We start from the raw sequence: 21459 nt of genomic DNA, 5'->3' as shown, positions 1-21459 counted from the left end.
TAACACCGAACGCACCGCGGCCCTGGCAGACTTCCTGCACACCTACAACCACCACCGCTGCCACACCGCACTCGGCGGCCACCCACCCATCTCCCGCGTGAACAACGCTCCAGGTCAATACACCTAGTACGCACACACGTCCTGGGCGGCACGGGCGGGAATGCCACGACCTCGCCGCATCTCGGCCCAGCCCTTACCCGCCCGGCTACCCCGCCGCTCCACCCCCACCACGACCACGACCACCACGCTCGCCACCCTCACCGAGCCGCGCCAACTGAGCCTGGAACACGTCCAGCCGCGCCTGCAACAGCTCGGCCTCCGCGACAAGTTCGGGAATCCCCATCCCCTGGGCCGCCCCCATCCCCTGGGCCGCCGCCAGCCCCGCCGGCGCGCTACCACCCCCGGCCACGACCCGCAACCCGTCCCCCGCCAGCCGCGCGAACCCGGCCGGCGACAAGGACGGCCGCCCCCGCAGACACTCCCCACAGCGGGGCGTCAACGCCCGCCACCCCGGCCGCCCCCATCCGGCCTCGCCCAGCGCGGCGGCCCCGGCACCGCACGCACACGCCCCCAGGGTCATGACGCGCACCCGCTGCCGGGCGTACCGAAACCCACGCTCGAAGCGGATGTAGACGCCGAGAACGGAGACCTCCAACAGCACGGCCGCGCGGTGCTCGGCCGTGCACAGCAACGCCTCCGCCGCCCGCCGGTCGTGCACGCAGTGGAACCCGCAGTCGCAGCGCCGGTGCGGCGCCCGGTGCCGCAGCCCGTACACACACGCCGCCTCCGCCAGCACTCCGTACGGCAGCGCGCCGCCCAGCGACACACCGGTGAACCCGGCCCGGGTGCCGTCCTGGGACAGCACCGGGTGGGCGATCTTGTATCCGGTCGGCGGCTCCGTCGGACGCTCCGTCGGAAGCCGCAGCCTCATCGGGCGACCGGGACCTCATCCAGCGCGGGCTCCTCGACTTCCTGGAGTCCGTGGAGTCCCTGGAGCTCGGGAAGTTCGATCTCCTCGTCCCGGGCCTGCGGCCGCTCCTCCGCGATCCCGGTGGCCAGTGCCTTGCCCAGCTTCATGACGCCTCCATGAAATGCCGTCGCCGAACGTCCTGGCCATGGTGACCCACAAGGCCCTGGTTTGGACATAGGGCCTCCCCCGACGCCCCACCGAGACAACCGGAAAGCATCCCTTACAAGTACCGGGCAGAAGAATTAACTGGAGCTACACAGTCACGCTGCCGACACTACTCACATGACGACCCCCTTCGGCCGTGCCCTGTGCGCCATGATCACCCCGTTCACGGCATCCGGAGCGCTGGACCTCGACGGTGCCCAGCGCCTCGCCGCGCACCTGGTCGCCCAGGGCTGCGACGGCCTCGTCCTGTCCGGCACGACGGGCGAGTCACCGACCACCACGGACGCCGAGAAGTCGGCCCTGATCACAGCCGTCCGCGAGGCCGTGGGCGATCAGGCGTCGATCGTCGCGGGCGTCGGCACGCCCGACACCCGTCACACCGTGGACCTGGCCCGGGAGGCCGAGAAGGCGGGCGCGGACGGCCTGTTGGTGGTGGCGCCCTACTACAGCAGGCCCCCGCAGGACGCGATCGAGGCCCACTTCCGCGAGATCGCCGACGACGGCGAACTCCCGCTCATGCTCTACGACATCCCGGTCCGCACCGGTGTCCGCATCGAACCGGAGACGATCCTCCGCCTCTCCGCACACCCCAGGATCGTCGCGGTCAAGGACTGCTCCCACGACTTCCTGGCCGCCCAGAAGGTGCTGGCCCGCACGGACCTGGCGTACTACGCGGGCAGCGACGAGCACAACCTCGCGCTGTACGCGGTGGGCGGGGCCGGTTACGTCAGCACGGTGTCGAACGTGATCCCGGACCGGCTGCGGGCCGTCCTGGACGCCTTCGACGCGGGCGACACGACCCAGGCGGCCCGCCTCCAGCAGCGGGCCACCCCCCTCGTCGAGGCGCTCATGTCGGCAGACCTCCAGGGCACCGTCACGACGAAGGCGCTGCTCAACGCCCTGGACCTCCCCGCGGGCCCGGTCCGCGCCCCGCTCCGGCCGGCCGGCCCCGCCACGACCGACGCGCTGCTGGCGCTCCACGCGGACCTCACCCGGACCTGATCACCGCTCCGCGAACACCGGCTCCCACCGCCCCTTGGTGTTGTCCTTGGGTGACCGGAAATCACTGAGCGGGGTCGTCTTCTCGCCGCCGATGGACACCAGCACCAGCCGCTGGTGGTACTCGTTCCCGTCCGGCCCGATGTCCCAGGCGACGAGCGAGTTCCCGTCCGCCCAGGCGAGCAACTGCTGCCCGCGTACCTCGCGCTGCTTCCCGGTGCGCGCGTCGAGCACGAAGGAGGACGTCTTCCACTTCTGCCCCGCGAACGGGCCGGCGACGAGCTGCCCGTCCGGCGACACCCCCGCCTCGACGGACCAGTCCCGGTACCGTTCCAGCGCGGGCGCGGGGACTTCCCCGCCGGTGAAGTCGTAGAACTTCTTGCCGGGTTCTGTGGGCATCCCGGACCAGACGAGACGGCCGTCGCGGGTGAACGCGAAGTCCTGGCGGGAGTTGATGAACGCTTCGGGATTGTGCGCACCCCCGCCGATCTCCACCCCCGCCCAGGAACTGCTTCCGGATGCCACGTCGATGACGTGGAACCCGGTCCGGTCCGACTCCAAGAAGGGGGCGTCCCAGCCCTCCGACCCGTCGATCTTCACCCGGCGGTCAGGGTTCTTGCTGTACGTCGTCGCGACGAGCTTCCTGCCGTCGGTGGAGAACTCCACCCCCGCCACCGGCCGGTCGACCGGGATCCACCGCTTGACCTCGCCGCTCGCGAGGTCGAGCAGTCCGATGCGCCGGACGGGCAGGTCCCGTTCCAGGACGGCGGCGGTCTGCAGCCCGGGGGCGACGGCGACGTACGACCACCGGTCGGCCCTCTCGTACTTCTTGGTCTCGGGGTTCAGCAGCCAGTACGTGCGTTCGGAGACGGCACGGTCCGCGGACTGCTCGACGTTCCTGGAGGTGTAGTACGCGGCCAGGGCGACCCGGCCGGCGGCGATCAGGTCGCGCGGCGGCGACTGGTCCGGACGGGCGGTGACGCTGGTCTGTTCCACGCCACCTGAGGGACGTACGTCCTGCTTGCCCGAGTCCAGCAGCGGCACGGCCACGGCGACGGCGACCACGGCGACGGCCGCCGCGGCGGCGGAGGCGAGCCGGCGGCTGCGGCGGCGCCGGCGGACCGCCAGGACGCGGTCGGCGAAGCCGGGTGCCGCGGGCGGCTGTCCCTCGGCCTGGTCGCGCAGCGCGTCGCGCACGAGTTCGTCGACGTTCACTGACGCACCTCCACGGGCGAGTAGTCACGGGACGGCCGCTGTTCCGCGGCGGCCGGGCCCAGGGCGGCCAGCTCGGGCGCGAGCGCGCGCAGCCGGGCCAGGGAGCGATGGGTGGCGGACCGTACGGTGCCGACGGAGCAGCCCAGGATGCGGGCCACCTCGGCTTCGGGCAGATCCTCGAAGTAGCGCAGCACCAGCACGGTGCGCTGCCGCGCGGTCAGCCGGGCCAGGGCGCCCCGCATCACCAGACGCAGCTCGGCCGCTCCGGCGGCGTCCGGGGCGGCGGAGGTCTCCGGCGGTTCGGCGACGCTCAGTTCACGCCTCGGCCACTTCAGCCGCCAGCGGCTGACCTGCTGGCGGTAGAGGATCTGGCGGACGTACGCCTCGGGTTCGTCGATCCGGTGCCAGCGGCCCGCCGCCTTGATCAGCGCGTTCTGGAGCAGGTCCTCGCCCGCGTGCCGGTCGCCGCCGCTCAGCAGGACCGCGGTTTTCAGCAGCGCGGACGACCTGTTCGCCACGAATTCCCGGAAGCTCTCCTGCGCTTCGGCATCCATCGTCACCTTCGCCTTCCCCCGGGGCGGACCCGCTGCCCGCCCCCGTACTCCTTGTGACGCGCGCGGGAGCGACCCGCTATGCCACCTGCCGGACACGAAAAACGGGCCGGGGCCCGTACCGCAAGAGTGTGCGGTACGGGCCCCGGCCCGCCGGTGTGCCGGTTCAGTTCCAGGCGTACCCGTCGCCGAACAGCAGCGTGTGCTCCAGGACGTCCTCCGCCGGGTCGTCGACCTGGCCGACGTTGACGTTGACCAGCCCCACCCGGTGGCCGTTGTGCGAGCCCGTGTTGGTCTCGTCGGCGTGCGCGGCCCCCGCCGGAAGCCAGCACACCACCAGCGCCGTGACCGCCCCGGCCAGACAGCGCGCCACGACCCGCCCCCGCTCGTTCCTCATACCCCGGTCCTCGTTTCATCGGTTCGGCTTCTGATCGGACACGGCGTCCGCCCGTTCATCGGACCCTGCGCCCACCCGTTCATCTGCAAAAACCACCATGAGGTCACGCCGGGTAACTCGTACGGGGCCCGTCCGGAGAGCCGATGACACACGAAGCGCCCTTCCCGGCCGTCCTCGGTCCGGGGAAGGGCGCTCGGTGACGACCGGCGCAGGTCAGTTGTGGCTGTGCAGGATCTCGTTCAGCCCGCCCCACACCGCGTTGTTCGGCCGGGCCTCCACGGTGCCGGTGACCGAGTTGCGGCGGAAGAGGATGTTGGAGGCGCCGGACAGCTCGCGGGCCTTCACGATCTGGCCGTCGGGCATGGTGACGCGGGTGCCGGCGGTGACGTAGAGGCCGGCCTCGACGACGCACTCGTCGCCGAGGGCGATACCGACGCCCGCCTCGGCGCCGATCAGGCAGCGCTCACCGATGGAGATGATGACGTTGCCGCCGCCGGACAGCGTGCCCATGGTCGAGGCACCGCCGCCGATGTCCGAGCCGTCGCCGATCACGACGCCCGCGGAGATACGGCCCTCGACCATCGACGTGCCGAGCGTGCCGGCGTTGAAGTTGACGAAGCCCTCGTGCATGACGGTGGTGCCCTCGGCGAGGTGGGCGCCGAGGCGGACCCGGTCGGCGTCGGCGATCCGGACGCCCTTGGGGGCCACGTAGTCGGTCATGCGGGGGAACTTGTCGACGGAGGTCACCTGGAGGTGCAGGCCCTCGGCGCGCGCGTTCAGCCGGACCTTCTCGAGGTCGTCGACGGCGACCGGGCCGAGCGAGGTCCAGGCGACGTTGGCGAGGAAGCCGAAGATGCCCTCCATGCTCTGGCCGTGCGGCTTGACCAGGCGGTGGGAGAGCAGGTGCAGGCGCAGGTAGACGTCGTGCGCGTCGATCGGCTTCTCGTCGAGCGAGGCGATGACCGTGCGGACCGCGACCACCTCGACGCCCCGGCGGGCGTCCGGGCCGATCGCCGCGGTCGCACCGCCGCCGAGCAGCTCGGCGGCCTGCTCGGCGGAGAGCCGCTCGGTGCCGGACGGGCCGGGCTCGGCGGCCAGTTCGGGAGCGGGGAACCAGGTGTCGAGGACGGTGCCGTCGGCGGCGACCGTGGCGAGGCCGGCGGCCACGGCGCCGGTGGTGCGAGGAGCAGTCGTGTCGGTCATGAGGGCAACCTAACCGGCGGACGGCGGTCGATGCGAACCGGTGCGGGGGCGTCTCACGTGCCGGGCGGTACGTCCCGCCGCTGGTCGGCGACGCGCGGCGACGGCCCGCCGTCGGGGCCACCCGCAACCCGACGGCTGCCCAGCCACCGGCGGCCACCCACTCCCGCAACCCGACGGCCACCCAGCCAGCGGCAGTCACTCCCGCAACCTGACGGCCACCCAGCCACCGGCAGTCACTCACTCCAGCAAACCCGACGGCCACCCAGCCACCGCCGGCCACTCCCGCAACTCGACGACCGCCCCGCCATAGGAGTCCTTCCGCAGCCCGACGTCCGCCCCGCCGTCGGCGTCACTCCCGCACCGCCGGCGTCACTCCCGCGCTCCCACCTAGCGACGACCCGCCCACCCGATTCACTCCCGCGCTCCCGCGACGACCCGCCCCAGCACCTCCCGGGCGTACGCCTCGTCGTACGGAACCCCGGTCAGCAGCACCTGGAGACAGACGCCGTCGACGACCGCCACCAGTGCCCGCGCGGTCACCGGATCCGTACGCCGGGACAGCAGCTCGGCGAGCCCCTCGGCCCACTCGGCGGCGACGGGCCGCAGCGCGGGCCGGCGCAGGGCGGCGAGGTAGAGCTCGTACTCCAGCTCGACGCCCGTGCGGTCGCCCGCGAGCCACTCCCCCACCCACGCGGCGAGTTCGGCGGCCAGGTCGGTCCGGGGATCGTCCAGCGCGCCGCGCCCGGCGACGATCTTGGCGAAACCCTCGTTGGCCTGCCGCAGCGCGGCGACCAGCAGTTCGTCGAGGGTTTTGAAGTGGTACGTCGTCGAGCCGAGCGGCACGTCGGCCTCGGCGGCGGCGGTGCGGTGACTCAGCCCGGCGATGCCCTTCTCCCCGACGACCCGGATCGCCGCGTCGATGATCCGCTGGCGCCGCTCGGGGTCGTAGCGGCGGGGCATCAGTGGGCACCTCCCAGGTTCAGCACCACGACCCCGATGATGATCAGCGCGATTCCGGCGGCCTTGGCGACGGTCATGCCCTCCCCCAGGAAGACGATCCCGATCGTGGCGATGGCCGCGGTGCCGACGCCGGCCCAGATCGCGTAGGCCGTTCCCACGGAGACGGTCTTCAGCGTCTGCGCGAGCAGCGCGAAGGAGACGAGGTAGCCGAGGAACGTGAGCAGCGAGGGCCCGAGTCGGCTGAAACCGTCGCTGTACTTCATGGCGGTGGTCGCGCCCACCTCGGCGGCGATGGCCCCGGCCAGCAGCAGATAACCCATATGTACGAGCGTACACAACACCTGTACACCCGTACACAACGGCAGAAGAGATACCGCTTTCAACAAACGACTCCCAGGGGCCCCACTGGTCCACTACGGTGTCACCGATCACACACCGGGCGACCACAACTGCACCGCCGTCACGGGAGCCCGCCGGAGGAAACAAGAGCATGCCGAAAGACAAGTCCCGGCCCCCACTGGACCGCCCGTGGGAGAGCGGCTGGGCCCCGGACACCACCCGGGCACCAGGAACCCGACGGCTGTGGCTGGCAGGCGCCCTCGCCGTGGCCACGGTCACCGCGTGCGTCACGGCCGTCACCGTGCTGGAGAACGAGTCCGGCGAGCCGGCCCACAAGGCGGCGGAACCGACCACGCTCGGCAGCTCGGCCCCGGGCGGTCTGATCTCCTTCGCGACTCCCTCCAAGGGCGCAGGCGAAAGCCCGGGCGCGCACGGCGACCGTCCGTCCTCCACCCCGACCCCCAGCACGAGCGCGTCCACCGGCGCCGACCCGAGTCCGAAGCCGGAGAAGAAGGCCCCCAAGCCCTCGGCGTCCGACGCCACGTCGAAGCCCCCGAAGCCCCCGGCCTCGCACGGCACATCCATACGCTCGGTCAACTATCCCGACCGCTACTGGCGTGTCCGCGACGGCTACGTGCGCCTGGACCAGATCGGCTCCGGCCCCGAGCAGCGCGAGGACGCCACTTTCGAGCGCGTCTCCGGCCTCGCCGACTCCTCCTGCCACTCCTTCACCACGGCGGACGGCCGCTACCTCCGCCACCGCAGCTTCGTCCTGGTCGAGGACACCGACGACGGCTCGGCCCTGTTCCGCAAGGACGCCACCTTCTGCCCGCGCCCCTCGGCCGCGTCGGGCGCGGTCATGCTGGAGTCCCTGAACTATCCGGGCCGCTTCCTGCGCCACCGCAACTTCCAGCTCCGCCTCGAGCCGTACCAGCACGACGGCCTGTACCGCGCGGACTCGGCGTTCCGGCTGGTGGCCGGGCTGGACTGAGCATGCGAAGGGGCGGCACCCCGGCAGGGTGCCGCCCCTTCGTCGGTCAGTGGGTCTCAGACGGATCTCAGACGTTGAACCCGAGCGCCCGAAGCTGCTCCCGCCCATCGTCCGTGATCTTGTCGGGGCCCCACGGCGGCATCCAGACCCAGTTGATGCGCAGCTCGTTGACGAGGCCGTCCGTGGCGGACTTGGCCTGGTCCTCGATGACGTCCGTCAGCGGACAGGCCGCGGAGGTCAGGGTCATGTCGAGCGTCGCGATGTTCGCTTCGTCGATGTGGATGCCGTAGATCAGGCCGAGGTTGACGACGTCGATGCCCAGCTCGGGGTCGACGACGTCGTACAGCGCCTCACGGACCTCTTCCTCCGAGGCCGGCTTCATCTCAACGGTCTCGCTCATGCCGTCGTCTCCTTCTCGGCGTCGGCGCCGCCCAGCACCTGGGCCGTCGCGTCCTTCCAGGCCATCCAGCTCAGCAGGGCGCACTTCACCCGGGCCGGGTACTTGGAGACCCCGGCGAACGCGACCGCGTCCTCCAGGATCTCCTCCATCGCGTCGTCGGGTTCGAGCTTCCCCTTGGACTGCATCAGCTCCAGGAAGGTCTCCTGGATCTTCCGCGCGTCGGAGAAGTCCTTGCCGACGAGGAGTTCGTTCAGTACGGAGGCCGAGGCCTGGCTGATCGAGCAGCCCTGGCCCTCGTACGAAACGTCCTCGATCCTCGTTCCGTCGTACTTCACGCGCAGTGTGATCTCGTCACCGCACGTCGGATTGACGTGGTGCACCTCGGCGTCGCCATCCCGCAAGCCCCGCCCGTGCGGGTTCTTGTAGTGGTCCAGGATGACTTCCTGGTACATGGAGTCCAGTTTCACCGTTCAGCACGCCCTTCAGCCGAAGAAGTTCCGTACGTGCTCCAGGCCGTCGACCAGCGCGTCGATCTCGGCCGGCGTGGAGTACAGATAGAACGACGCTCGCGTGGTCGCAGGAATTCCGTACCGCAGGCAGACCGGCCTCGCGCAGTGGTGGCCGACCCGGACCGCGATGCCCTGTTCGTCGAGGACCTGACCCACGTCGTGCGGGTGGATGTCCCCGAGGGTGAAGGAGATCGCCGCTCCGCGCTCCTCGGCCGTCGTCGGGCCGATGATGCGCAGATCCGGAACCTCCAGCAGCCGCTTCACCGCGTACTCGGTCAGCGCGTGCTCGTGGGCGAGGATCTTGTCCATGCCGATCGAGTTGAGGTAGTCGATCGCCGCGCCGAGACCGACCGCCTGGGCGACCGGCGGAGTGCCCGCCTCGAACTTGTGGGGCGCCGGGGCGTAGGTCGAGGAGTGCATCGACACTGTCTCGATCATCTCGCCGCCGCCGAGGAAGGGCGGCAGGTCCTCCAGGAGCTCCTGGCGGCCCCAGAGGACGCCGATACCCGTCGGGCCGCACATCTTGTGGCCGGTGAAGGCCACGAAGTCGGCCTGGAGGGCCTGCACGTCCAGCGGCATGTGCGGCGCGGCCTGCGAGGCGTCGATGCAGACCAGCGCACCGACCTCCTGGGCGCGGCGCACGATCGCCTCGACCGGGTTCTGGGTGCCCAGGATGTTGGAGACCAGCACGAAGGAGACGATCTTCGTCTTCTCGTTGATGACCTCGTCGATGTTGGACAGGTCCAGGCGGCCGTCGTCGGTCAGGCCGAACCACTTCAGCTTCGCGCCCGTGCGCTGCGCGAGCAGCTGCCACGGCACGATGTTGGAGTGGTGCTCCATCTCCGTGATGACGATCTCCGTGTCGGAGTCCACGCGGTAGGGCTCGTCGGCCCAGCCCAGCATGTTCGCCACGAGGTTGAGCGACTCCGAGGCGTTCTTGGTGAAGATCACCTCGTCGCGGGACGGCGCGTTGATGAACTCCGCGACCTTGTCGCGCGCGCCCTCGTACAGCGCCGTGGCCTCCTCGGCGAGGACGTGCACGCCACGATGGACGTTGGCGTTGTAGCGCTCGTAGTACTCGTTGAGGGCGTCCAGCACCTGACGCGGCTTCTGGCTGGTCGCCGCGTTGTCCAGGTACACGAGCTTCTTACCGTCGTGGACCTGGCGGTCCAGGATGGGGAAGTCCTTGCGGAGCGCCTCGGTGTCGAGGAGGCCCGGCAGCTGTGTCACGCGGATGCGCCACCCTTCGTGTATGCCTCGTAGCCCTCTTCCTCCAGCTTGTCGGCGAGCTCGGCACCGCCGGACTCGACGATCCGGCCGCCGGAGAAGACGTGCACGTGGTCGGGCTTGATGTAGCGGAGGATGCGCGTGTAGTGCGTGATCAGCAGGGTGCCGACCTCGCCCGTGTCACGGACGCGGTTCACACCCTCCGACACGACGCGCAGGGCGTCGACGTCCAGGCCGGAGTCGGTCTCGTCGAGGACCGCGATCTTCGGCTTGAGCAGCTCCAGCTGGAGGATCTCGTGGCGCTTCTTCTCACCGCCGGAGAAGCCCTCGTTGACGTTGCGCTCGGCGAAGGCCGGGTCGATGTTGAGGCGCTCCATGGCCTCCTTGACCTCCTTCACCCAGGTGCGCAGCTTGGGGGCCTCGCCGCGGATGGCGGTGGCGGAGGTGCGCAGGAAGTTGGACACGGAGACACCGGGGACCTCGACCGGGTACTGCATGGCGAGGAACAGACCGGCGCGGGCGCGCTCGTCGACGGACATCTCCAGGACGTCCTCGCCGTCGAGGGTGACGGTGCCGCCGGTGATCGTGTACTTCGGGTGTCCCGCGAGGGAGTAGGCGAGGGTCGACTTGCCCGAGCCGTTGGGGCCCATGATGGCGTGCGTCTCGCCCTGCTTCACGGTGAGGTCGACACCCTTGAGGATTTCCTTCGTGCCGTTCTCGACCTCGACGGTGACGTGCAGGTCTCGGATTTCAAGCGTAGCCATGGGTGCCTCAGGACTCCTGGGTGAGGGAGACGAGCACGTCGTCCCCTTCGATCTTTACGGGGTATACGGGGACGGGGCGCGTCGCGGGAAGGGCGTCGGGCTTGCCGGAGCGGAGGTCGAAGCGCGAGCCGTGCAGCCAGCACTCGATGTGGCAGTCGTCGACCTCGCCCTCCGCCAGGGAGACGTTCGCGTGCGAGCAGATGTCGTAGATCGCGAACACCTCGCCCTCGGTCTGCACGATGGACACGGGCGTGCCGTCGAGTTCCACCCGCTTCGGGGTGTCCTCCTCCAGCTCGCCGAGTCCACAGGCGCGTACGAAGGTCATCCGACCGCGGCCTCCAGCTCCTCCTCGATCTTGGCGATCAGGCGCTCCTCGATGTCCGGGAGGCCGATCTGCTGGACCAGCTCGGCGAAGAAGCCGCGGACCACAAGGCGGCGGGCCTCGTACTCCGGGATGCCGCGGGCCATGAGGTAGAAGAGCTGCTCGTCGTCGAAGCGGCCGGTGGCCGAGGCGTGGCCGGCGCCGACGATCTCGCCGGTCTCGATCTCGAGGTTCGGCACGGAGTCCACGCGCGCCCCGTCCGTGAGGACCAGGTTGCGGTTCATCTCGTACGTGTCGGTGCCCTCGGCCTTGGCCTCGATGAGCACGTCGCCGATCCACACCGCGTGGGCGCCGTCGCCCTGGAGGGCGCCCTTGTAGACGACGTTCGACTTGCAGTGCGGGACGTTGTGGTCGACCAGGAGGCGGTGCTCCTGGTGCTGGCCCCGGTCGGTGAAGTACAGGCCGAACAGCTCGGCCTCGCCGCCGGGCCCGGCGTACCGCACGCGCGGGTGGAGCCGGACGACGTCGCCGCCGAAGGTGACGACGACCGACTTGAAGGAGGCGTCGCGGCCGACGAGGGCGTTGTGCTGGGCGACGTGCACGGCCTTGTCGTCCCAGTCCTGGACGCAGACGACGGTCAGCTTGGCGCCGTCGCCCAGGATGTAGTCGACGTTGGCGGCGAGCACCGCGTCACCGGTGTGGTCGATGACCACGACGGCCTCGGCGAAGGCGCCCAGCTCGATCACCTGGTGGCCGAAGGCGGTGCCGCCCTCGCCGTGCACCGCGATGCGGATCGGCTCGGTGAGGACGGTCTCCTTCGGCACGGTCACGACCGAGGCCTTCTCGAACGCCGAGTAGGCCTGGGCGGCGACGCGGTCCACCGGGGTGCCCGCCTTGCCGAGCCGCGCGTCGTCGCGGCCGACGGCCTCGACGGTGACGCCCTCGGGTGCCTGTACGTCGACCTTCACGCCGTTGCCGTTGGCGACGGCGGTGCCGTCGTGCAGGCCGCGCAGGCGCTCCAGCGGGGTGAACCGCCACTCCTCCTCACGGCCGTGCGGAACGGGGAAGTCCGCCACGTCGAAGGAGGGGGGCGCGCTCATGCGGGTGGCGACGGTCGACTCGGCCGCCACCGCGATCGAGCCGGTGGTGGTGGACCCCACCGGGATGTTCTGAGCCTCAGCCATGGCTGTCGTAGTGCTCGCTTTCCGTTGCGTAAGGGGCTTGATGGGGACGGCAGGTGGCTGGGTCAGCCCACCGCGCCTTCCATCTGCAGCTCGATCAGCCGGTTGAGCTCCAGCGCGTACTCCATGGGGAGCTCCTTGGCGATGGGCTCGACGAAGCCGCGCACGATCATCGCCATCGCCTCGAACTCGCTCAGACCGCGGCTCATCAGGTAGAAGAGCTGGTCCTCGGAGACCTTGGAGACGGTGGCCTCGTGGCCCATGGACACGTCGTCCTCGCGGACGTCCACGTAGGGGTAGGTGTCCGAGCGGGAGATCGTGTCGACCAGCAGCGCGTCACAGAGCACGTTCGACTTGGAGCCCGCGGCGCCCTCGCCGATCTCGATCAGACCACGGTAGGACGTACGGCCGCCACCGCGTGCGACGGACTTCGACACGATGTTGGACGACGTGTTCGGCGCCATGTGGACCATCTTGGCGCCCGCGTCCTGGTGCTGGCCCTCGCCGGCGAAGGCGATGGACAGCGTCTCGCCCTTGGCGTGCTCGCCCATCAGGTAGACGGCCGGGTACTTCATCGTCACCTTGGAGCCGATGTTGCCGTCGACCCACTCCATGGTCGCGCCCTCGTAGGCCACGGCGCGCTTGGTGACCAGGTTGTAGACGTTGTTCGACCAGTTCTGGATGGTCGTGTAGCGGCAGCGGGCGTTCTTCTTGACGATGATCTCGACGACCGCGGAGTGCAGCGAGTCCGACTTGTAGATCGGCGCGGTGCAGCCCTCGACGTAGTGCACGTAGGCACCCTCGTCCACGATGATCAGCGTCCGCTCGAACTGGCCCATGTTCTCCGTGTTGATACGGAAGTAGGCCTGGAGCGGGATCTCCACGTGGACGCCCGGCGGCACGTAGATGAAGGAGCCGCCCGACCACACGGCGGAGTTCAGCGACGCGAACTTGTTGTCGCCGACGGGGATGACGGTCCCGAAGTACTCCTTGAAGAGCTCCGGGTGCTCCTTCAGGGCCGTGTCGGTGTCGAGGAAGATGACGCCCTGCTCCTCCAGGTCCTCACGGATCTGGTGGTAGACGACCTCCGACTCGTACTGCGCGGCGACACCGGCGACGAGGCGGTTCTTCTCGGCCTCGGGGATGCCCAGCTTGTCGTACGTGTTCTTGATGTCCTCGGGCAGGTCCTCCCAGGAGGCCGCCTGCTTCTCCGTGGAGCGCACGAAGTACTTGATGTTGTCGAAGTCGATCCCCGACAGGTCCGAGCCCCAGTTCGGCATCGGCTTCTTCTCGAACAGGCGCAGGCCCTTGAGGCGGAGCTTGGTCATCCACTCCGGCTCGTTCTTCTTGGCGGAGATGTCGCGGACGACGTCCTCGTTGATGCCGCGCTTGGCAGAGGCGCCGGCCGTGTCGGAGTCGGCCCAGCCGTATTCGTACTTGCCCAGGCCCTCGAGCTCAGGGTGGGCAGTCTCCGTGGGGAGAGTCATGCGGGGTTCCTCCCGGCCGTGCTTGCAGATGCGTTGTGGGAAATCTTGGGGATGAACGTCGTGCAGACGCCGTCGCCGTGCGCGATGGTGGCGAGCCGCTGTACGTGTGTACCGAGCAACTCGGCGAAAAATTCCGTCTCCGCCTCGCACAACTGCGGGAACTGCTCGGCGACGTGGGCGACCGGGCAGTGGTGCTGGCAGAGCTGCTCACCCTTCTGAGGGTGGGGCGCACTGCGCGCCGTAGCAGCGTACCCGTCCGCGCTCAGCGCCTTGGCCAGCGCTTGTGTCCGCTGCTCGGGCGCGGCGGCCTCGACCGCCTCGCGGTACGCGCCCGCCTGTGCGGCGATCCTGGCGCGGGCGAAGGCGGCGATCGCCTCGTTCCCGCCCTCGCGGTCGGCGATCCAGCGCAGCGCGTCCGCCGCCAGCTTGTCGTACGACTGGTCGAAGGCGTCCCGGCCGCAGTCGGTCAGGGCGAACACCTTGGCCGGCCGGCCGCGGGTGCGCGCGCCGTAGACCCGCTGCTCGCGCGCTTCCACGACACCGTCGCCCGCGAGGGCGTCGAGGTGCCGGCGCACGGCCGCCTGGGTGAGACCCAGCCGCTCGGCGAGCTCGGCGACGGTCGACGGGCCGTGGTCCAGGATGGACCGCGCGACTCGGTTGCGGGTGGACCGCTCCCCGGTCGCGAGCTCCTCCTGAGGGGACCCCGTGGGGTTCTCCCGAGCCTCGCCGACGTTTTTCACAACGCCATTGTTGCGTAATTCATCGGGGGCGGGCAAGCGGCGTCCGGCCACCCCGGAGGTGCCCTACGTCACTTAGGTAAAGCTAACCTGACCTGCGGAAACGATCTCTGATCGATCAAAACGGTGGCATGCCGAAGCACCTTGGGGGACACTCCCGAACCATGTCCACACCCCCTCCGACCGGCCCTCTTGTCACCCGGGACACCCTGCGCACGCAGCTGTCCGAGCTGGGTGTGCGCCCAGGTGAGACCCTCCTCGCGCACTCCTCGCTCAGTTCCCTCGGCTGGGTCAACGGCGGGGCCGTCGCGGTCGTGCAGGGACTGCTCGACGCGCTCGGCCAGGAGGGCACGCTGGTGGTTCCGACGCAGACCGGCGACCTCTCCGACCCAGCCCTGTGGGGGAATCCGCCCCTGCCCCCGGAATGGTGGGCGGCCATCCGCGCCACGATGCCCGCCTACGACCCCCGGATCACCCCCACGCGCGGGGTCGGCGTCGTCCCGGAGACCGTGCGCACCTGGCCCGGCGCGCTGCGCAGCGCCCATCCCCAGACCTCGTTCGCGGCGGTCGGCCCGCGCGCGGCGGAGGTGATCGAGGGCCACGCGCCCGACTGCCGGCTCGGCGAGCGCAGCCCGCTCGCGAAGCTGGAGGCCATGGGCGCCCGGGTCCTGCTGCTCGGCGCCGGCTACGCCTCCTGCACCAGCTTCCACCTCGCCGAGTACCGGATACCGTCCCCGCGCGTCGCCGTGGGCCGGCCGGGCCCCGACGGCTGGGAGACCGTGACGGAGGTGTCCATCAGCTCGGACCGTTTCGACGAGCTGGGCTACGACTTCGAGCGGGACCGTCCCGTCGTACGCGGAAAGGTCGGGGCGGCCGAGGCCCGGCTGTTCCCGGTGGCGGACGCGGTGGCCTACGCCGAACAGTGGCTGGCGGTCCACCGTCCTCGCGAGGAGGAGTTCCTGCACCCGCCGGTCTGAGCCGGGTCGCACGAACCTAGACTCTGGACCCATGCGAAGTGAGCCCGTGGTCCAGGTCCAGGCCCTGGTGAAGCGGTACGGCACGAAGACCGCGGTGGACGGGCTGGACCTGGTGGCCCGGGAGGGCGTGACCGCCGTGCTCGGCCCCAACGGGGCGGGCAAGACGACCACGGTCGAGACCTGCGAGGGGTACCGGAAGCCGGACTCCGGCACGGTGCGCGTCCTGGGCCTCGACCCGGTCGGACAGTCCGGGGCCCTGCGGCCCCGCATCGGCGTGATGCTCCAGTCGGGCGGCGTCTACTCGGGCTCCCGCGCCGACGAGATGCTCCGCCACGTGGCCAAGCTGCACGCCCACCCCCTGGACGTGGACGCGCTCATCGAACGCCTCGGGCTCGGCTCCTGCGGGCGTACGACGTACCGGCGGCTGTCGGGCGGGCAGCAGCAGCGGCTCGCCCTCGCGATGGCCGTGGTCGGGCGTCCGGAGCTGGTGTTCCTTGACGAGCCGACCGCCGGGCTCGACCCGCAGGCCCGCCGCGCCACCTGGGACCTGGTCCGGGACCTGCGCGACGACGGTGTCTCCGTGATCCTCACCACCCACTACATGGACGAGGCCGAGCAGCTCGCCGACGACGTGGCGATCATCGACGCGGGCCGGGTCATCGCCCAGGGCTCCCCGGAGGAGCTGTGCCGCGGCGGCGCCGAGAACACGCTCCGCTTCTCCGGCCGCCCCGGGCTGGACGTCGGCTCGCTGCTGAAGGCCCTGCCCGCCGACTGCTCGGCCGCCGAGCTGACGGCCGGTACGTACCGCGTCGTCGGCAAGATCGACCCGCAACTGCTCGCGACGGTCACCTCCTGGTGCGCCCAGCACGGCGTGATGCCGGAGAGGATCTCGGTGGAGCGGCACACCCTGGAGGACGTCTTCTTGGAGCTCACGGGTAAGGAGCTGCGTTCGTGACCGCCACCGGCACCTATGCGCCGAAGCCGGGGGCCGCGCCGCTCCCGCGCATGATCGCGGCCCAGGCCGCGCTCGAGACGAAGATGCTGCTGCGCAACGGCGAGCAGCTGCTGCTGACCGTCGTCATCCCGACCCTGCTCCTGGTGCTCTTCAGCACCGTGGACATCGTCGACACGGGCGCCGGCGAGGCCGTCGACTTCCTCGCCCCCGGCATCCTTGCGCTGGCGATGATGTCGACGGCGTTCACCGGGCAGGCGATCGCGACCGGCTTCGAGCGCCGCTACGGCGTCCTGAAGCGGCTCGCCTCCTCGCCTCTGCCGCGCTGGGGCCTGATGACGGCGAAGACGCTGTCCGTGCTGGTCACCGAGGTGCTCCAGGTGATCCTGCTGACGGTGATCGCCTTCGCGCTCGGCTGGTCGCCGCAGGGCAATCCGTTCGCGGTCCTGCTGCTCCTGGTCCTGGGTACGGCGGCCTTCTCGGGCCTCGGTCTGCTGATGGCCGGGACGCTGAAGGCCGAGGCGACGCTCGCCGCCGCCAACCTGGTGTTCCTGCTGCTGCTCGTCGGCGGCGGGGTCATCGTGCCGCTCGACAAGTTCCCCTCCGCCGTGCAGGACCTGCTCGGCCTGCTGCCCATCTCGGCCCTGTCCGGCGGACTGCGGGACGTGCTCCAGCACGGGGCCGGGATGCCCTGGGCCGACCTGGGGATCCTGAGCGTCTGGGCGGTCGTCGGGCTGGCGGCGGCCGGGCGGTTCTTCCGCTGGGAGTGAGGCCATGACGGCTGGGGGAAGGCCCATGACGGACCCTAGTGAAAGCGTGCACAAGCGGCGCCCTACGATGGGTCGCGTGCCAAAAGTGACCCCCGCCGACGCCAGGGCGGCCCTGCGCAACCCGCTCGCCTTCATCGCCGAGCGCTGGACCCCGGAACCCCGGACGGTCCAGCGGGCGGCCCTCTCCGCGATCGTGATGTCGGTGCTCATCGTGGTCACCGGCGGAGCGGTACGGCTGACCGGCTCGGGCCTCGGCTGCCCGACCTGGCCCAAGTGCACCGCCGACTCGCTCACCGCGACCAGCGCGATGGGCGTCCACGGCGCCATCGAGTTCGGCAACCGCATGCTGACGTACGTGCTGTGCGCCGCCGTCGGCTGGGCGATCATCGCCGCGCGCTCCCAGAAGCCGCACCGGCGCAGCCTGACCCGGCTGGGCTGGGCGCAGTTCTGGATCGTGATGAGCAACGCGGTGCTCGGCGGCATCGTGGTGCTGGTCGGGCTCAACCCGTACACCGTCGCGGCGCACTTCGTGGCCACGTCCGCGCTCATCGCGGTGGCCACGGTGATGTGGCAGCGCACCCGTGAGGGCGACACGCCGCCGCGCCCCCTGGTCGGCAAGGCCGTGCGGCAGCTGGTGTGGTTCCTGGTCGCCGCCGCCGTGCTGCTCATCCTGGTCGGCACGGTGGTCACGGGCGCGGGACCGCACGCCGGCGACTCCAGCGAGGTCGAGCGGATGCCGGTCGACTGGGAGACGGTGAGCAAGCTGCACGCCGTGCTGGCGTGGATCGTGGTGACGCTGACATTCGCCCTGTGGTTCGTCCTCAAGGCGGTCGACGCGCCGCGCGGCCCGCTGAACCGCACCCGCGAGCTGTTCCTGATCCTGCTCGCGCAGGGCGTCATCGGCTACGTCCAGTACTTCACGGACCTGCCCGAGGTCCTGGTCGGCCTGCACATGTTCGGCTCGGCCGTGATGTGGATCTGGGTGCTGCGGGTGGTGCTGTCGCTGCGCGAACGGCCGGAGGTCGTCGCCGACGTGCCCGGTCCCGCGCCCGAGGCGACGCTGACGAAGGCATAGAAGCCGCCCTGACCGGGGTTCAGTCGAGCCCGTACACCCGGCGCGCGTTCCCCGACGCCAGCATCCCCGCCACCCGCTGCGCGTCGGCCAGGCACCACGCGCCCTCGGCGACCCAGGTGCCGAGCACCCGGCCGAGCGCCTCGCGGAACAGCCGGGCGCCCACCACGTGCAGCTCCGGCAGCCCCTGGGCGCCGGTGGAGAAGAGGATCTTGCCGAACGGGGCCAGCTCCAGGATCTCCGCGAGGACGGTCGCGGCGCGGGCGCCGGTGCGGACCAGGGCGGCGCCGGAGTCGACGTAGACGTGCGGGAAGACACCGGCCAGGTGGGCGGCGTGCCGGTGGTACGGGTAGCCGTGCAGCAGGACGAGATCCGTGCCGAGACCGGCCGTGGCCCGGACGAAGTCCATCAGCAGCACCGGATCCGTACGGTCGATCCGCAGCCCCGGCGCGCCGAGCCCCGCGTGCAGCTGGAGCGGCAACCCCGAGGCGACCGCGCTCCACAGCAGGTGCCGCAGCAGCACGGGGTCGCTCAGCTCCCCGCCGACATCGCGCCCCGCGAGCCAGCGGCCGACGGCCCCCCGCACCTCCCCCGGCCCGGGCGGCTCCGGCGCGAGCGCGAGGCCGTGCCGTACACCCGCGACCGACGTGAAGGCGACGGCGTTCGCGGCGGCGGCGTGCACGGACTCGGCGAGGTTGGCGAGGAAGGACTCGACGGTCCCGGAGGTGTCGGCGACCTGCTCGGCGAGCAGCTCCAGCCGTACGATCTCGCGGGACTCGGCGGCTCCGGCGGAGGCCAGTTCGCCGGGTTCGGTCAGATCACCGGGCAGGCCCGTGTCGACCAGGTACGTCGTGATGCCGCTGCCGCGCAGGAGCCGGCGGGCGGACTCCAGGACGCCCAGTTCGCGGCGGCGGGCCAGGTAGCGGGCGGGCGTGCAGTGCGGTTCGAGACCGAGCAGGGGTGGGCACCAGCGCCGCACGGCGAAGCCGGTCTGGGTGTCGAAGAGGGTGGTGCCGGGGGCGGGTGGGCCCTCGGTGCGGGAGAGGTGGGCCTCGAAGGTGCCGAGGCCCAGCTCCGTGCGGAGTACTCCGTGGCAGTACTGGTCCACTAGGGACGGCGTTTCGATCATCCGGGCTCCCCGGTGTGGACCCTGTTGTTCCTAAGGGTCTTAACGGGTGAACCGGGTTGAGGTCGCGGGGCCGTCGTGGGAGGACCGGTGTGTTCGACGGGTGCGGGACGGCTGTGGCTGGTCGCGCCCACGCGGCGGAGCCGCAAATCGATACAGCCCCGGGCCCCTAAGGGGTCAGTTGTTCTTGGGGCCGCCTACTTGGATCCCCGCCATGCGCGACCACTCGTAGCGGCCCGTCTTCACCTTGGCGGCGAATTCGCCGTCGAAGGACTCGTGGGTCGTGATGCCGGACTTCTCCACGGCCTTCTCGGCGATCTCGTAGGAGGGGGCCACCAGGTCGCCCCAGTTGCCGTCCTCGCCGACCAGGACGATGCGGGCGCCGCGGTCGCCGAGGTAGGCGACCTGGCCCTCGGCGCCGCCATGGGCCTTGGAGAAGGAGCTGATCTGCTGGGCCAGCCGGGCCGCCTTGCGCTCGGCCTTCGGGTCAACCTGCTGCGTCTCTGCCATGACCAGGATGCTACTCACGAGTAGATCGACTGGCGAGAGCAGGGCCCTGTGACGTACGTCAGTGCTGCCTCAGCGCAGGAAGGGGTCGACCGCTACGGCCACGAACAGCAGCGAGACGTACGTGATCGACCAGTGGAACAGGCGCATCTCCTTCAGCTTCGCGCCCGTCACCTCCGCCTTCGCGCGGTTCTGGAGGCCGTGCGCCTCCCAGAGCCAGAAGCCGCCCGCCAGCAGGGCGACCGACGTGTAGAACCAGCCGGTGTAGCCGAGCGGGGTCAGCAGCAGCGAGACGGCGACCATGACCCAGCTGTAGATCACGATCTGCTTGGCGACCACCTTGTTGGAGGCGACCACCGGCAGCATCGGCACGCCCACGCGCGCGTAGTCCTCCTTGACCTTCATGGACAGCGGCCAGTAGTGCGGCGGCGTCCAGAAGAACATGACGAGGAACAGGATGATCGGCGCCCACGACATGGAGTTCGTGACAGAGGACCAGCCGATCAGCACGGGCAGGCAGCCGGCGATGCCGCCCCACACGATGTTCTGCGAGGTACGGCGCTTGAGGATCATCGTGTAGACGACGACGTAGAAGAGGAGCGCGCCGAGGGCGAGCCAGGCGCTCAGCCAGTTCACGGTGAGGCCGAACAGCAGCGTCGAGGCGATCGCCAGGGTGATGCCGAAGGCGAGGCACTCGCGCGGGCTGACCATGCCGGTGACCAGCGGCCGCTGCGAGGTGCGGTCCATCAGGGCGTCGATGTCGCGGTCGATGTACATGTTGAGCGCGTTGGCGCCGCCCGCGGACATGTAACCGCCGACGCAGGTCAGCAGCACCAGCGTCAGGTCGGGCACGCCCTGCTGCGCCAGGAACATCACCGGGACGGTGGTGATCAGCAGCAGCTCGATGATCCGCGGCTTGGTGAGAGCCACGAACGCCTTGACACGGGCCCCGAACGGCCGGTGGGCCGGGCTCTGGTCCGCCCCTAGCATCCCCGCTGGACGGGATTCAACGGCCGTCACGCACACCCCTACAGAGACATCCCAGCAAGCCTCACCCGTGTGAAGTCCCGGTAAAGGCTCGCGCGTACCACGCCACTTTAGACGTTGCCCAGAGTCGGACATTCGCGGGGGTCGGCTCGTGTTGGAGGGCGGCTTCGGAAGGGCGTGCGGAAGCTCGATTGAGCACCCGGATGAGCGGCTCCGTATTCACCTGTCGAATGGGATACGCCCCAGTCAGGAGGCGGATCGAAACGTGTCCCGGCACTCTGGAGTGACTCGAAAGAACGCACGTCCCACGGGGGTAGGCTCGGCTGCGGCCGGTGGACGCCCCGATACACCGGCATCCGACATGTGGAGAGGAGCCCTGACCCAGGGTGAGCACCAAGCCGACCACAACAGACCTCGAGTGGACCGAGTTGGACCAGCGGGCCGTCGACACCGCGCGTGTCCTGGCCGCCGATGCCGTACAGAAGGTCGGTAACGGCCATCCGGGTACGGCGATGAGTCTCGCGCCTGCCGCCTACACCCTCTTCCAGAAGGTGATGCGGCACGACCCGGCGGACGCCGACTGGGTCGGGCGGGACCGCTTCGTGCTGTCCGCCGGCCACTCGTCCCTGACCCTCTACACCCAGCTGTACC

25 protein-coding genes and 2 pseudogenes are annotated in these 21459 nt (G+C 70.4%); 8 read left to right on the top strand and 19 right to left on the bottom strand.

The genetic code is table 11. The annotated features are described in order from the left end of the window. Window positions 1-127: pseudogene (locus QC385_RS43565) on the top strand (IS481 family transposase); the annotation flags it as partial. A gap of 78 nt (window positions 128-205) precedes the next feature. Here the strand turns inward: QC385_RS43565 and QC385_RS43560 are convergent. Both QC385_RS43560 and QC385_RS43555 read right to left on the bottom strand, forming a co-directional pair. Then, on the bottom strand, window positions 206-931 hold the full coding sequence (locus QC385_RS43560) for a hypothetical protein (protein WP_279546953.1): 726 nt from the start codon (window positions 929-931) through the stop codon (window positions 206-208). Beyond that, on the bottom strand, window positions 928-1077 hold the full coding sequence (locus QC385_RS43555) for a hypothetical protein (RefSeq protein ID WP_279546952.1): 150 nt from the start codon (window positions 1075-1077) through the stop codon (window positions 928-930). The genes QC385_RS43560 and QC385_RS43555 overlap by 4 nt, the downstream gene beginning before the upstream one ends. A 175-nt stretch (window positions 1078-1252) precedes the next feature. Between QC385_RS43555 and dapA the strand changes: the two genes are divergently transcribed. Further along, on the top strand, window positions 1253-2137 hold the full coding sequence (dapA, locus tag QC385_RS43550; protein WP_279546951.1) for a 4-hydroxy-tetrahydrodipicolinate synthase: 885 nt from the start codon (window positions 1253-1255) through the stop codon (window positions 2135-2137). Here dapA and QC385_RS43545 read toward each other — a convergent pair whose 3' ends face one another. The 6 genes from QC385_RS43545 to QC385_RS43520 all read right to left on the bottom strand — a co-directional run bounded on the left by QC385_RS43545 (window position 2138) and on the right by QC385_RS43520 (window position 6780). Further along, window positions 2138-3349, bottom strand: coding sequence for a WD40 repeat domain-containing protein (locus tag QC385_RS43545; protein ID WP_279546950.1), 1212 nt, complete (start codon window positions 3347-3349; stop codon window positions 2138-2140). Further along, window positions 3346-3903, bottom strand: a complete 558-nt coding sequence (locus QC385_RS43540; protein WP_279546949.1) for a SigE family RNA polymerase sigma factor — start codon at window positions 3901-3903, stop codon at window positions 3346-3348. The genes QC385_RS43545 and QC385_RS43540 overlap by 4 nt, the downstream gene beginning before the upstream one ends. A 163-nt stretch (window positions 3904-4066) precedes the next feature. Next, window positions 4067-4297 (bottom strand): hypothetical protein, encoded by a 231-nt coding sequence (locus QC385_RS43535; RefSeq protein WP_279546948.1) that lies wholly within the window; start codon window positions 4295-4297, stop codon window positions 4067-4069. A gap of 213 nt (window positions 4298-4510) precedes the next feature. Continuing rightward, window positions 4511-5500 (bottom strand): 2,3,4,5-tetrahydropyridine-2,6-dicarboxylate N-succinyltransferase, encoded by a 990-nt coding sequence (dapD, locus tag QC385_RS43530; protein ID WP_150480176.1) that lies wholly within the window; start codon window positions 5498-5500, stop codon window positions 4511-4513. 411 nt (window positions 5501-5911) lie between these two features. Then, window positions 5912-6460 (bottom strand): TetR/AcrR family transcriptional regulator, encoded by a 549-nt coding sequence (locus QC385_RS43525; protein ID WP_279546947.1) that lies wholly within the window; start codon window positions 6458-6460, stop codon window positions 5912-5914. Then, window positions 6460-6780, bottom strand: a complete 321-nt coding sequence (locus QC385_RS43520) for a DMT family transporter (protein ID WP_279546946.1) — start codon at window positions 6778-6780, stop codon at window positions 6460-6462. Before QC385_RS43520 ends, QC385_RS43525 begins: the two co-directional genes overlap by 1 nt. Before the next feature lie 170 nt (window positions 6781-6950). On the opposite strand from QC385_RS43520, the gene QC385_RS43515 reads away from it, so the two are divergent. Beyond that, a complete protein-coding gene (locus QC385_RS43515) occupies window positions 6951-7790 on the top strand; it encodes an AbfB domain-containing protein (RefSeq protein WP_279546945.1) in 840 nt (279 codons plus the stop codon). Between the two features lie 67 nt (window positions 7791-7857). Here the strand turns inward: QC385_RS43515 and QC385_RS43510 are convergent, their stop codons facing one another. The 8 genes from QC385_RS43510 to QC385_RS43475 all read right to left on the bottom strand — a co-directional run bounded on the left by QC385_RS43510 (window position 7858) and on the right by QC385_RS43475 (window position 14420). Further along, on the bottom strand, window positions 7858-8190 hold the full coding sequence (locus tag QC385_RS43510) for a metal-sulfur cluster assembly factor (protein WP_031143572.1): 333 nt from the start codon (window positions 8188-8190) through the stop codon (window positions 7858-7860). Then, window positions 8187-8657, bottom strand: a complete 471-nt coding sequence (sufU, locus tag QC385_RS43505; RefSeq protein WP_279546944.1) for a Fe-S cluster assembly sulfur transfer protein SufU — start codon at window positions 8655-8657, stop codon at window positions 8187-8189. Before sufU ends, QC385_RS43510 begins: the two co-directional genes overlap by 4 nt. 15 nt (window positions 8658-8672) lie before the next feature. Next, window positions 8673-9929 (bottom strand): cysteine desulfurase, encoded by a 1257-nt coding sequence (locus QC385_RS43500; protein WP_279546943.1) that lies wholly within the window; start codon window positions 9927-9929, stop codon window positions 8673-8675. After that, window positions 9926-10690: a Fe-S cluster assembly ATPase SufC gene (gene sufC / locus QC385_RS43495; RefSeq protein ID WP_279546942.1), complete on the bottom strand. Its 765-nt coding sequence runs from the start codon at window positions 10688-10690 to the stop codon at window positions 9926-9928. The genes QC385_RS43500 and sufC overlap by 4 nt, the downstream gene beginning before the upstream one ends. 7 nt (window positions 10691-10697) lie before the next feature. After that, entirely contained in the window at window positions 10698-11015 is a 318-nt protein-coding gene (locus QC385_RS43490) for a non-heme iron oxygenase ferredoxin subunit (RefSeq protein ID WP_279546941.1), read from the bottom strand. Continuing rightward, complete coding sequence (gene sufD, locus QC385_RS43485) at window positions 11012-12196, bottom strand: Fe-S cluster assembly protein SufD (RefSeq protein ID WP_279546940.1); 1185 nt, start codon at window positions 12194-12196, stop codon at window positions 11012-11014. Before sufD ends, QC385_RS43490 begins: the two co-directional genes overlap by 4 nt. A 62-nt stretch (window positions 12197-12258) precedes the next feature. Continuing rightward, on the bottom strand, window positions 12259-13680 hold the full coding sequence (sufB, locus tag QC385_RS43480; RefSeq protein WP_020273984.1) for a Fe-S cluster assembly protein SufB: 1422 nt from the start codon (window positions 13678-13680) through the stop codon (window positions 12259-12261). Further along, window positions 13677-14420: a helix-turn-helix transcriptional regulator gene (locus QC385_RS43475; RefSeq protein ID WP_279546939.1), complete on the bottom strand. Its 744-nt coding sequence runs from the start codon at window positions 14418-14420 to the stop codon at window positions 13677-13679. Before QC385_RS43475 ends, sufB begins: the two co-directional genes overlap by 4 nt. A gap of 161 nt (window positions 14421-14581) precedes the next feature. Between QC385_RS43475 and QC385_RS43470 the strand changes: the two genes are divergently transcribed. From QC385_RS43470 to QC385_RS43455, 4 genes are all read left to right on the top strand, one after another. After that, window positions 14582-15394 (top strand): aminoglycoside N(3)-acetyltransferase, encoded by an 813-nt coding sequence (locus QC385_RS43470; RefSeq protein WP_279546938.1) that lies wholly within the window; start codon window positions 14582-14584, stop codon window positions 15392-15394. Between the two features lie 31 nt (window positions 15395-15425). Beyond that, window positions 15426-16349 carry an ABC transporter ATP-binding protein gene (locus QC385_RS43465; RefSeq protein WP_279546937.1) on the top strand — a complete coding sequence of 308 codons (924 nt, stop codon included), beginning with the start codon at window positions 15426-15428 and terminating at the stop codon, window positions 16347-16349. Between the two features lie 50 nt (window positions 16350-16399). Beyond that, window positions 16400-17116 (top strand): ABC transporter permease, encoded by a 717-nt coding sequence (locus QC385_RS43460; protein WP_279546954.1) that lies wholly within the window; start codon window positions 16400-16402, stop codon window positions 17114-17116. 67 nt (window positions 17117-17183) lie between these two features. Continuing rightward, a complete protein-coding gene (locus QC385_RS43455) occupies window positions 17184-18191 on the top strand; it encodes a COX15/CtaA family protein (protein ID WP_279546936.1) in 1008 nt (335 codons plus the stop codon). Window positions 18192-18210: 19 nt separating this feature from the next. Here the strand turns inward: QC385_RS43455 and QC385_RS43450 are convergent, their stop codons facing one another. From QC385_RS43450 to QC385_RS43440, 3 genes are all read right to left on the bottom strand, one after another. Next, entirely contained in the window at window positions 18211-19317 is a 1107-nt protein-coding gene (locus QC385_RS43450) for an amidohydrolase family protein (RefSeq protein WP_279546935.1), read from the bottom strand. A gap of 174 nt (window positions 19318-19491) precedes the next feature. Further along, window positions 19492-19824, bottom strand: a complete 333-nt coding sequence (locus QC385_RS43445) for a hypothetical protein (RefSeq protein WP_279546934.1) — start codon at window positions 19822-19824, stop codon at window positions 19492-19494. A 69-nt stretch (window positions 19825-19893) separates the two neighbouring features. Then, window positions 19894-20811 (bottom strand): heme o synthase, encoded by a 918-nt coding sequence (locus QC385_RS43440; RefSeq protein ID WP_193506516.1) that lies wholly within the window; start codon window positions 20809-20811, stop codon window positions 19894-19896. A gap of 383 nt (window positions 20812-21194) precedes the next feature. On the opposite strand from QC385_RS43440, the pseudogene QC385_RS43435 reads away from it, so the two are divergent. Then, window positions 21195-21459: pseudogene (locus QC385_RS43435) on the top strand (transketolase); the annotation flags it as partial.

Source organism: Streptomyces sp. DH10 (genome assembly GCF_029813805.1).
Taxonomy (GTDB): Bacteria; Actinomycetota; Actinomycetes; order Streptomycetales; family Streptomycetaceae; genus Streptomyces; species Streptomyces coeruleofuscus.
This window is presented reverse-complemented; position numbering and strand designations above follow the sequence as displayed.

Excerpts from the sequence above, each read along its gene's own strand:
- QC385_RS43560 (WP_279546953.1), bottom strand. The coding sequence starts at position 931 with ATGAGGCTGCGGCTTCCGACGGAGCGTCCGACGGAGCCGCCGACCGGA.
- QC385_RS43555 (WP_279546952.1), bottom strand. The coding sequence starts at position 1,077 with ATGAAGCTGGGCAAGGCACTGGCCACCGGGATCGCGGAGGAGCGGCCG.
- dapA (WP_279546951.1), top strand. The coding sequence starts at position 1,253 with ATGACGACCCCCTTCGGCCGTGCCCTGTGCGCCATGATCACCCCGTTC.
- QC385_RS43540 (WP_279546949.1), bottom strand. The coding sequence starts at position 3,903 with ATGGATGCCGAAGCGCAGGAGAGCTTCCGGGAATTCGTGGCGAACAGG.
- QC385_RS43535 (WP_279546948.1), bottom strand. The coding sequence starts at position 4,297 with ATGAGGAACGAGCGGGGGCGGGTCGTGGCGCGCTGTCTGGCCGGGGCG.
- dapD (WP_150480176.1), bottom strand. The coding sequence starts at position 5,500 with ATGACCGACACGACTGCTCCTCGCACCACCGGCGCCGTGGCCGCCGGC.
- QC385_RS43525 (WP_279546947.1), bottom strand. The coding sequence starts at position 6,460 with ATGCCCCGCCGCTACGACCCCGAGCGGCGCCAGCGGATCATCGACGCG.
- QC385_RS43520 (WP_279546946.1), bottom strand. The coding sequence starts at position 6,780 with ATGGGTTATCTGCTGCTGGCCGGGGCCATCGCCGCCGAGGTGGGCGCG.
- QC385_RS43515 (WP_279546945.1), top strand. The coding sequence starts at position 6,951 with ATGCCGAAAGACAAGTCCCGGCCCCCACTGGACCGCCCGTGGGAGAGC.
- QC385_RS43510 (WP_031143572.1), bottom strand. The coding sequence starts at position 8,190 with ATGAGCGAGACCGTTGAGATGAAGCCGGCCTCGGAGGAAGAGGTCCGT.
- sufC (WP_279546942.1), bottom strand. The coding sequence starts at position 10,690 with ATGGCTACGCTTGAAATCCGAGACCTGCACGTCACCGTCGAGGTCGAG.
- QC385_RS43490 (WP_279546941.1), bottom strand. The coding sequence starts at position 11,015 with ATGACCTTCGTACGCGCCTGTGGACTCGGCGAGCTGGAGGAGGACACC.
- sufD (WP_279546940.1), bottom strand. The coding sequence starts at position 12,196 with ATGGCTGAGGCTCAGAACATCCCGGTGGGGTCCACCACCACCGGCTCG.
- sufB (WP_020273984.1), bottom strand. The coding sequence starts at position 13,680 with ATGACTCTCCCCACGGAGACTGCCCACCCTGAGCTCGAGGGCCTGGGC.
- QC385_RS43470 (WP_279546938.1), top strand. The coding sequence starts at position 14,582 with ATGTCCACACCCCCTCCGACCGGCCCTCTTGTCACCCGGGACACCCTG.
- QC385_RS43465 (WP_279546937.1), top strand. The coding sequence starts at position 15,426 with ATGCGAAGTGAGCCCGTGGTCCAGGTCCAGGCCCTGGTGAAGCGGTAC.
- QC385_RS43460 (WP_279546954.1), top strand. The coding sequence starts at position 16,400 with ATGATCGCGGCCCAGGCCGCGCTCGAGACGAAGATGCTGCTGCGCAAC.
- QC385_RS43455 (WP_279546936.1), top strand. The coding sequence starts at position 17,184 with ATGGGTCGCGTGCCAAAAGTGACCCCCGCCGACGCCAGGGCGGCCCTG.
- QC385_RS43450 (WP_279546935.1), bottom strand. The coding sequence starts at position 19,317 with ATGATCGAAACGCCGTCCCTAGTGGACCAGTACTGCCACGGAGTACTC.
- QC385_RS43445 (WP_279546934.1), bottom strand. The coding sequence starts at position 19,824 with ATGGCAGAGACGCAGCAGGTTGACCCGAAGGCCGAGCGCAAGGCGGCC.
- QC385_RS43440 (WP_193506516.1), bottom strand. The coding sequence starts at position 20,811 with ATGCTAGGGGCGGACCAGAGCCCGGCCCACCGGCCGTTCGGGGCCCGT.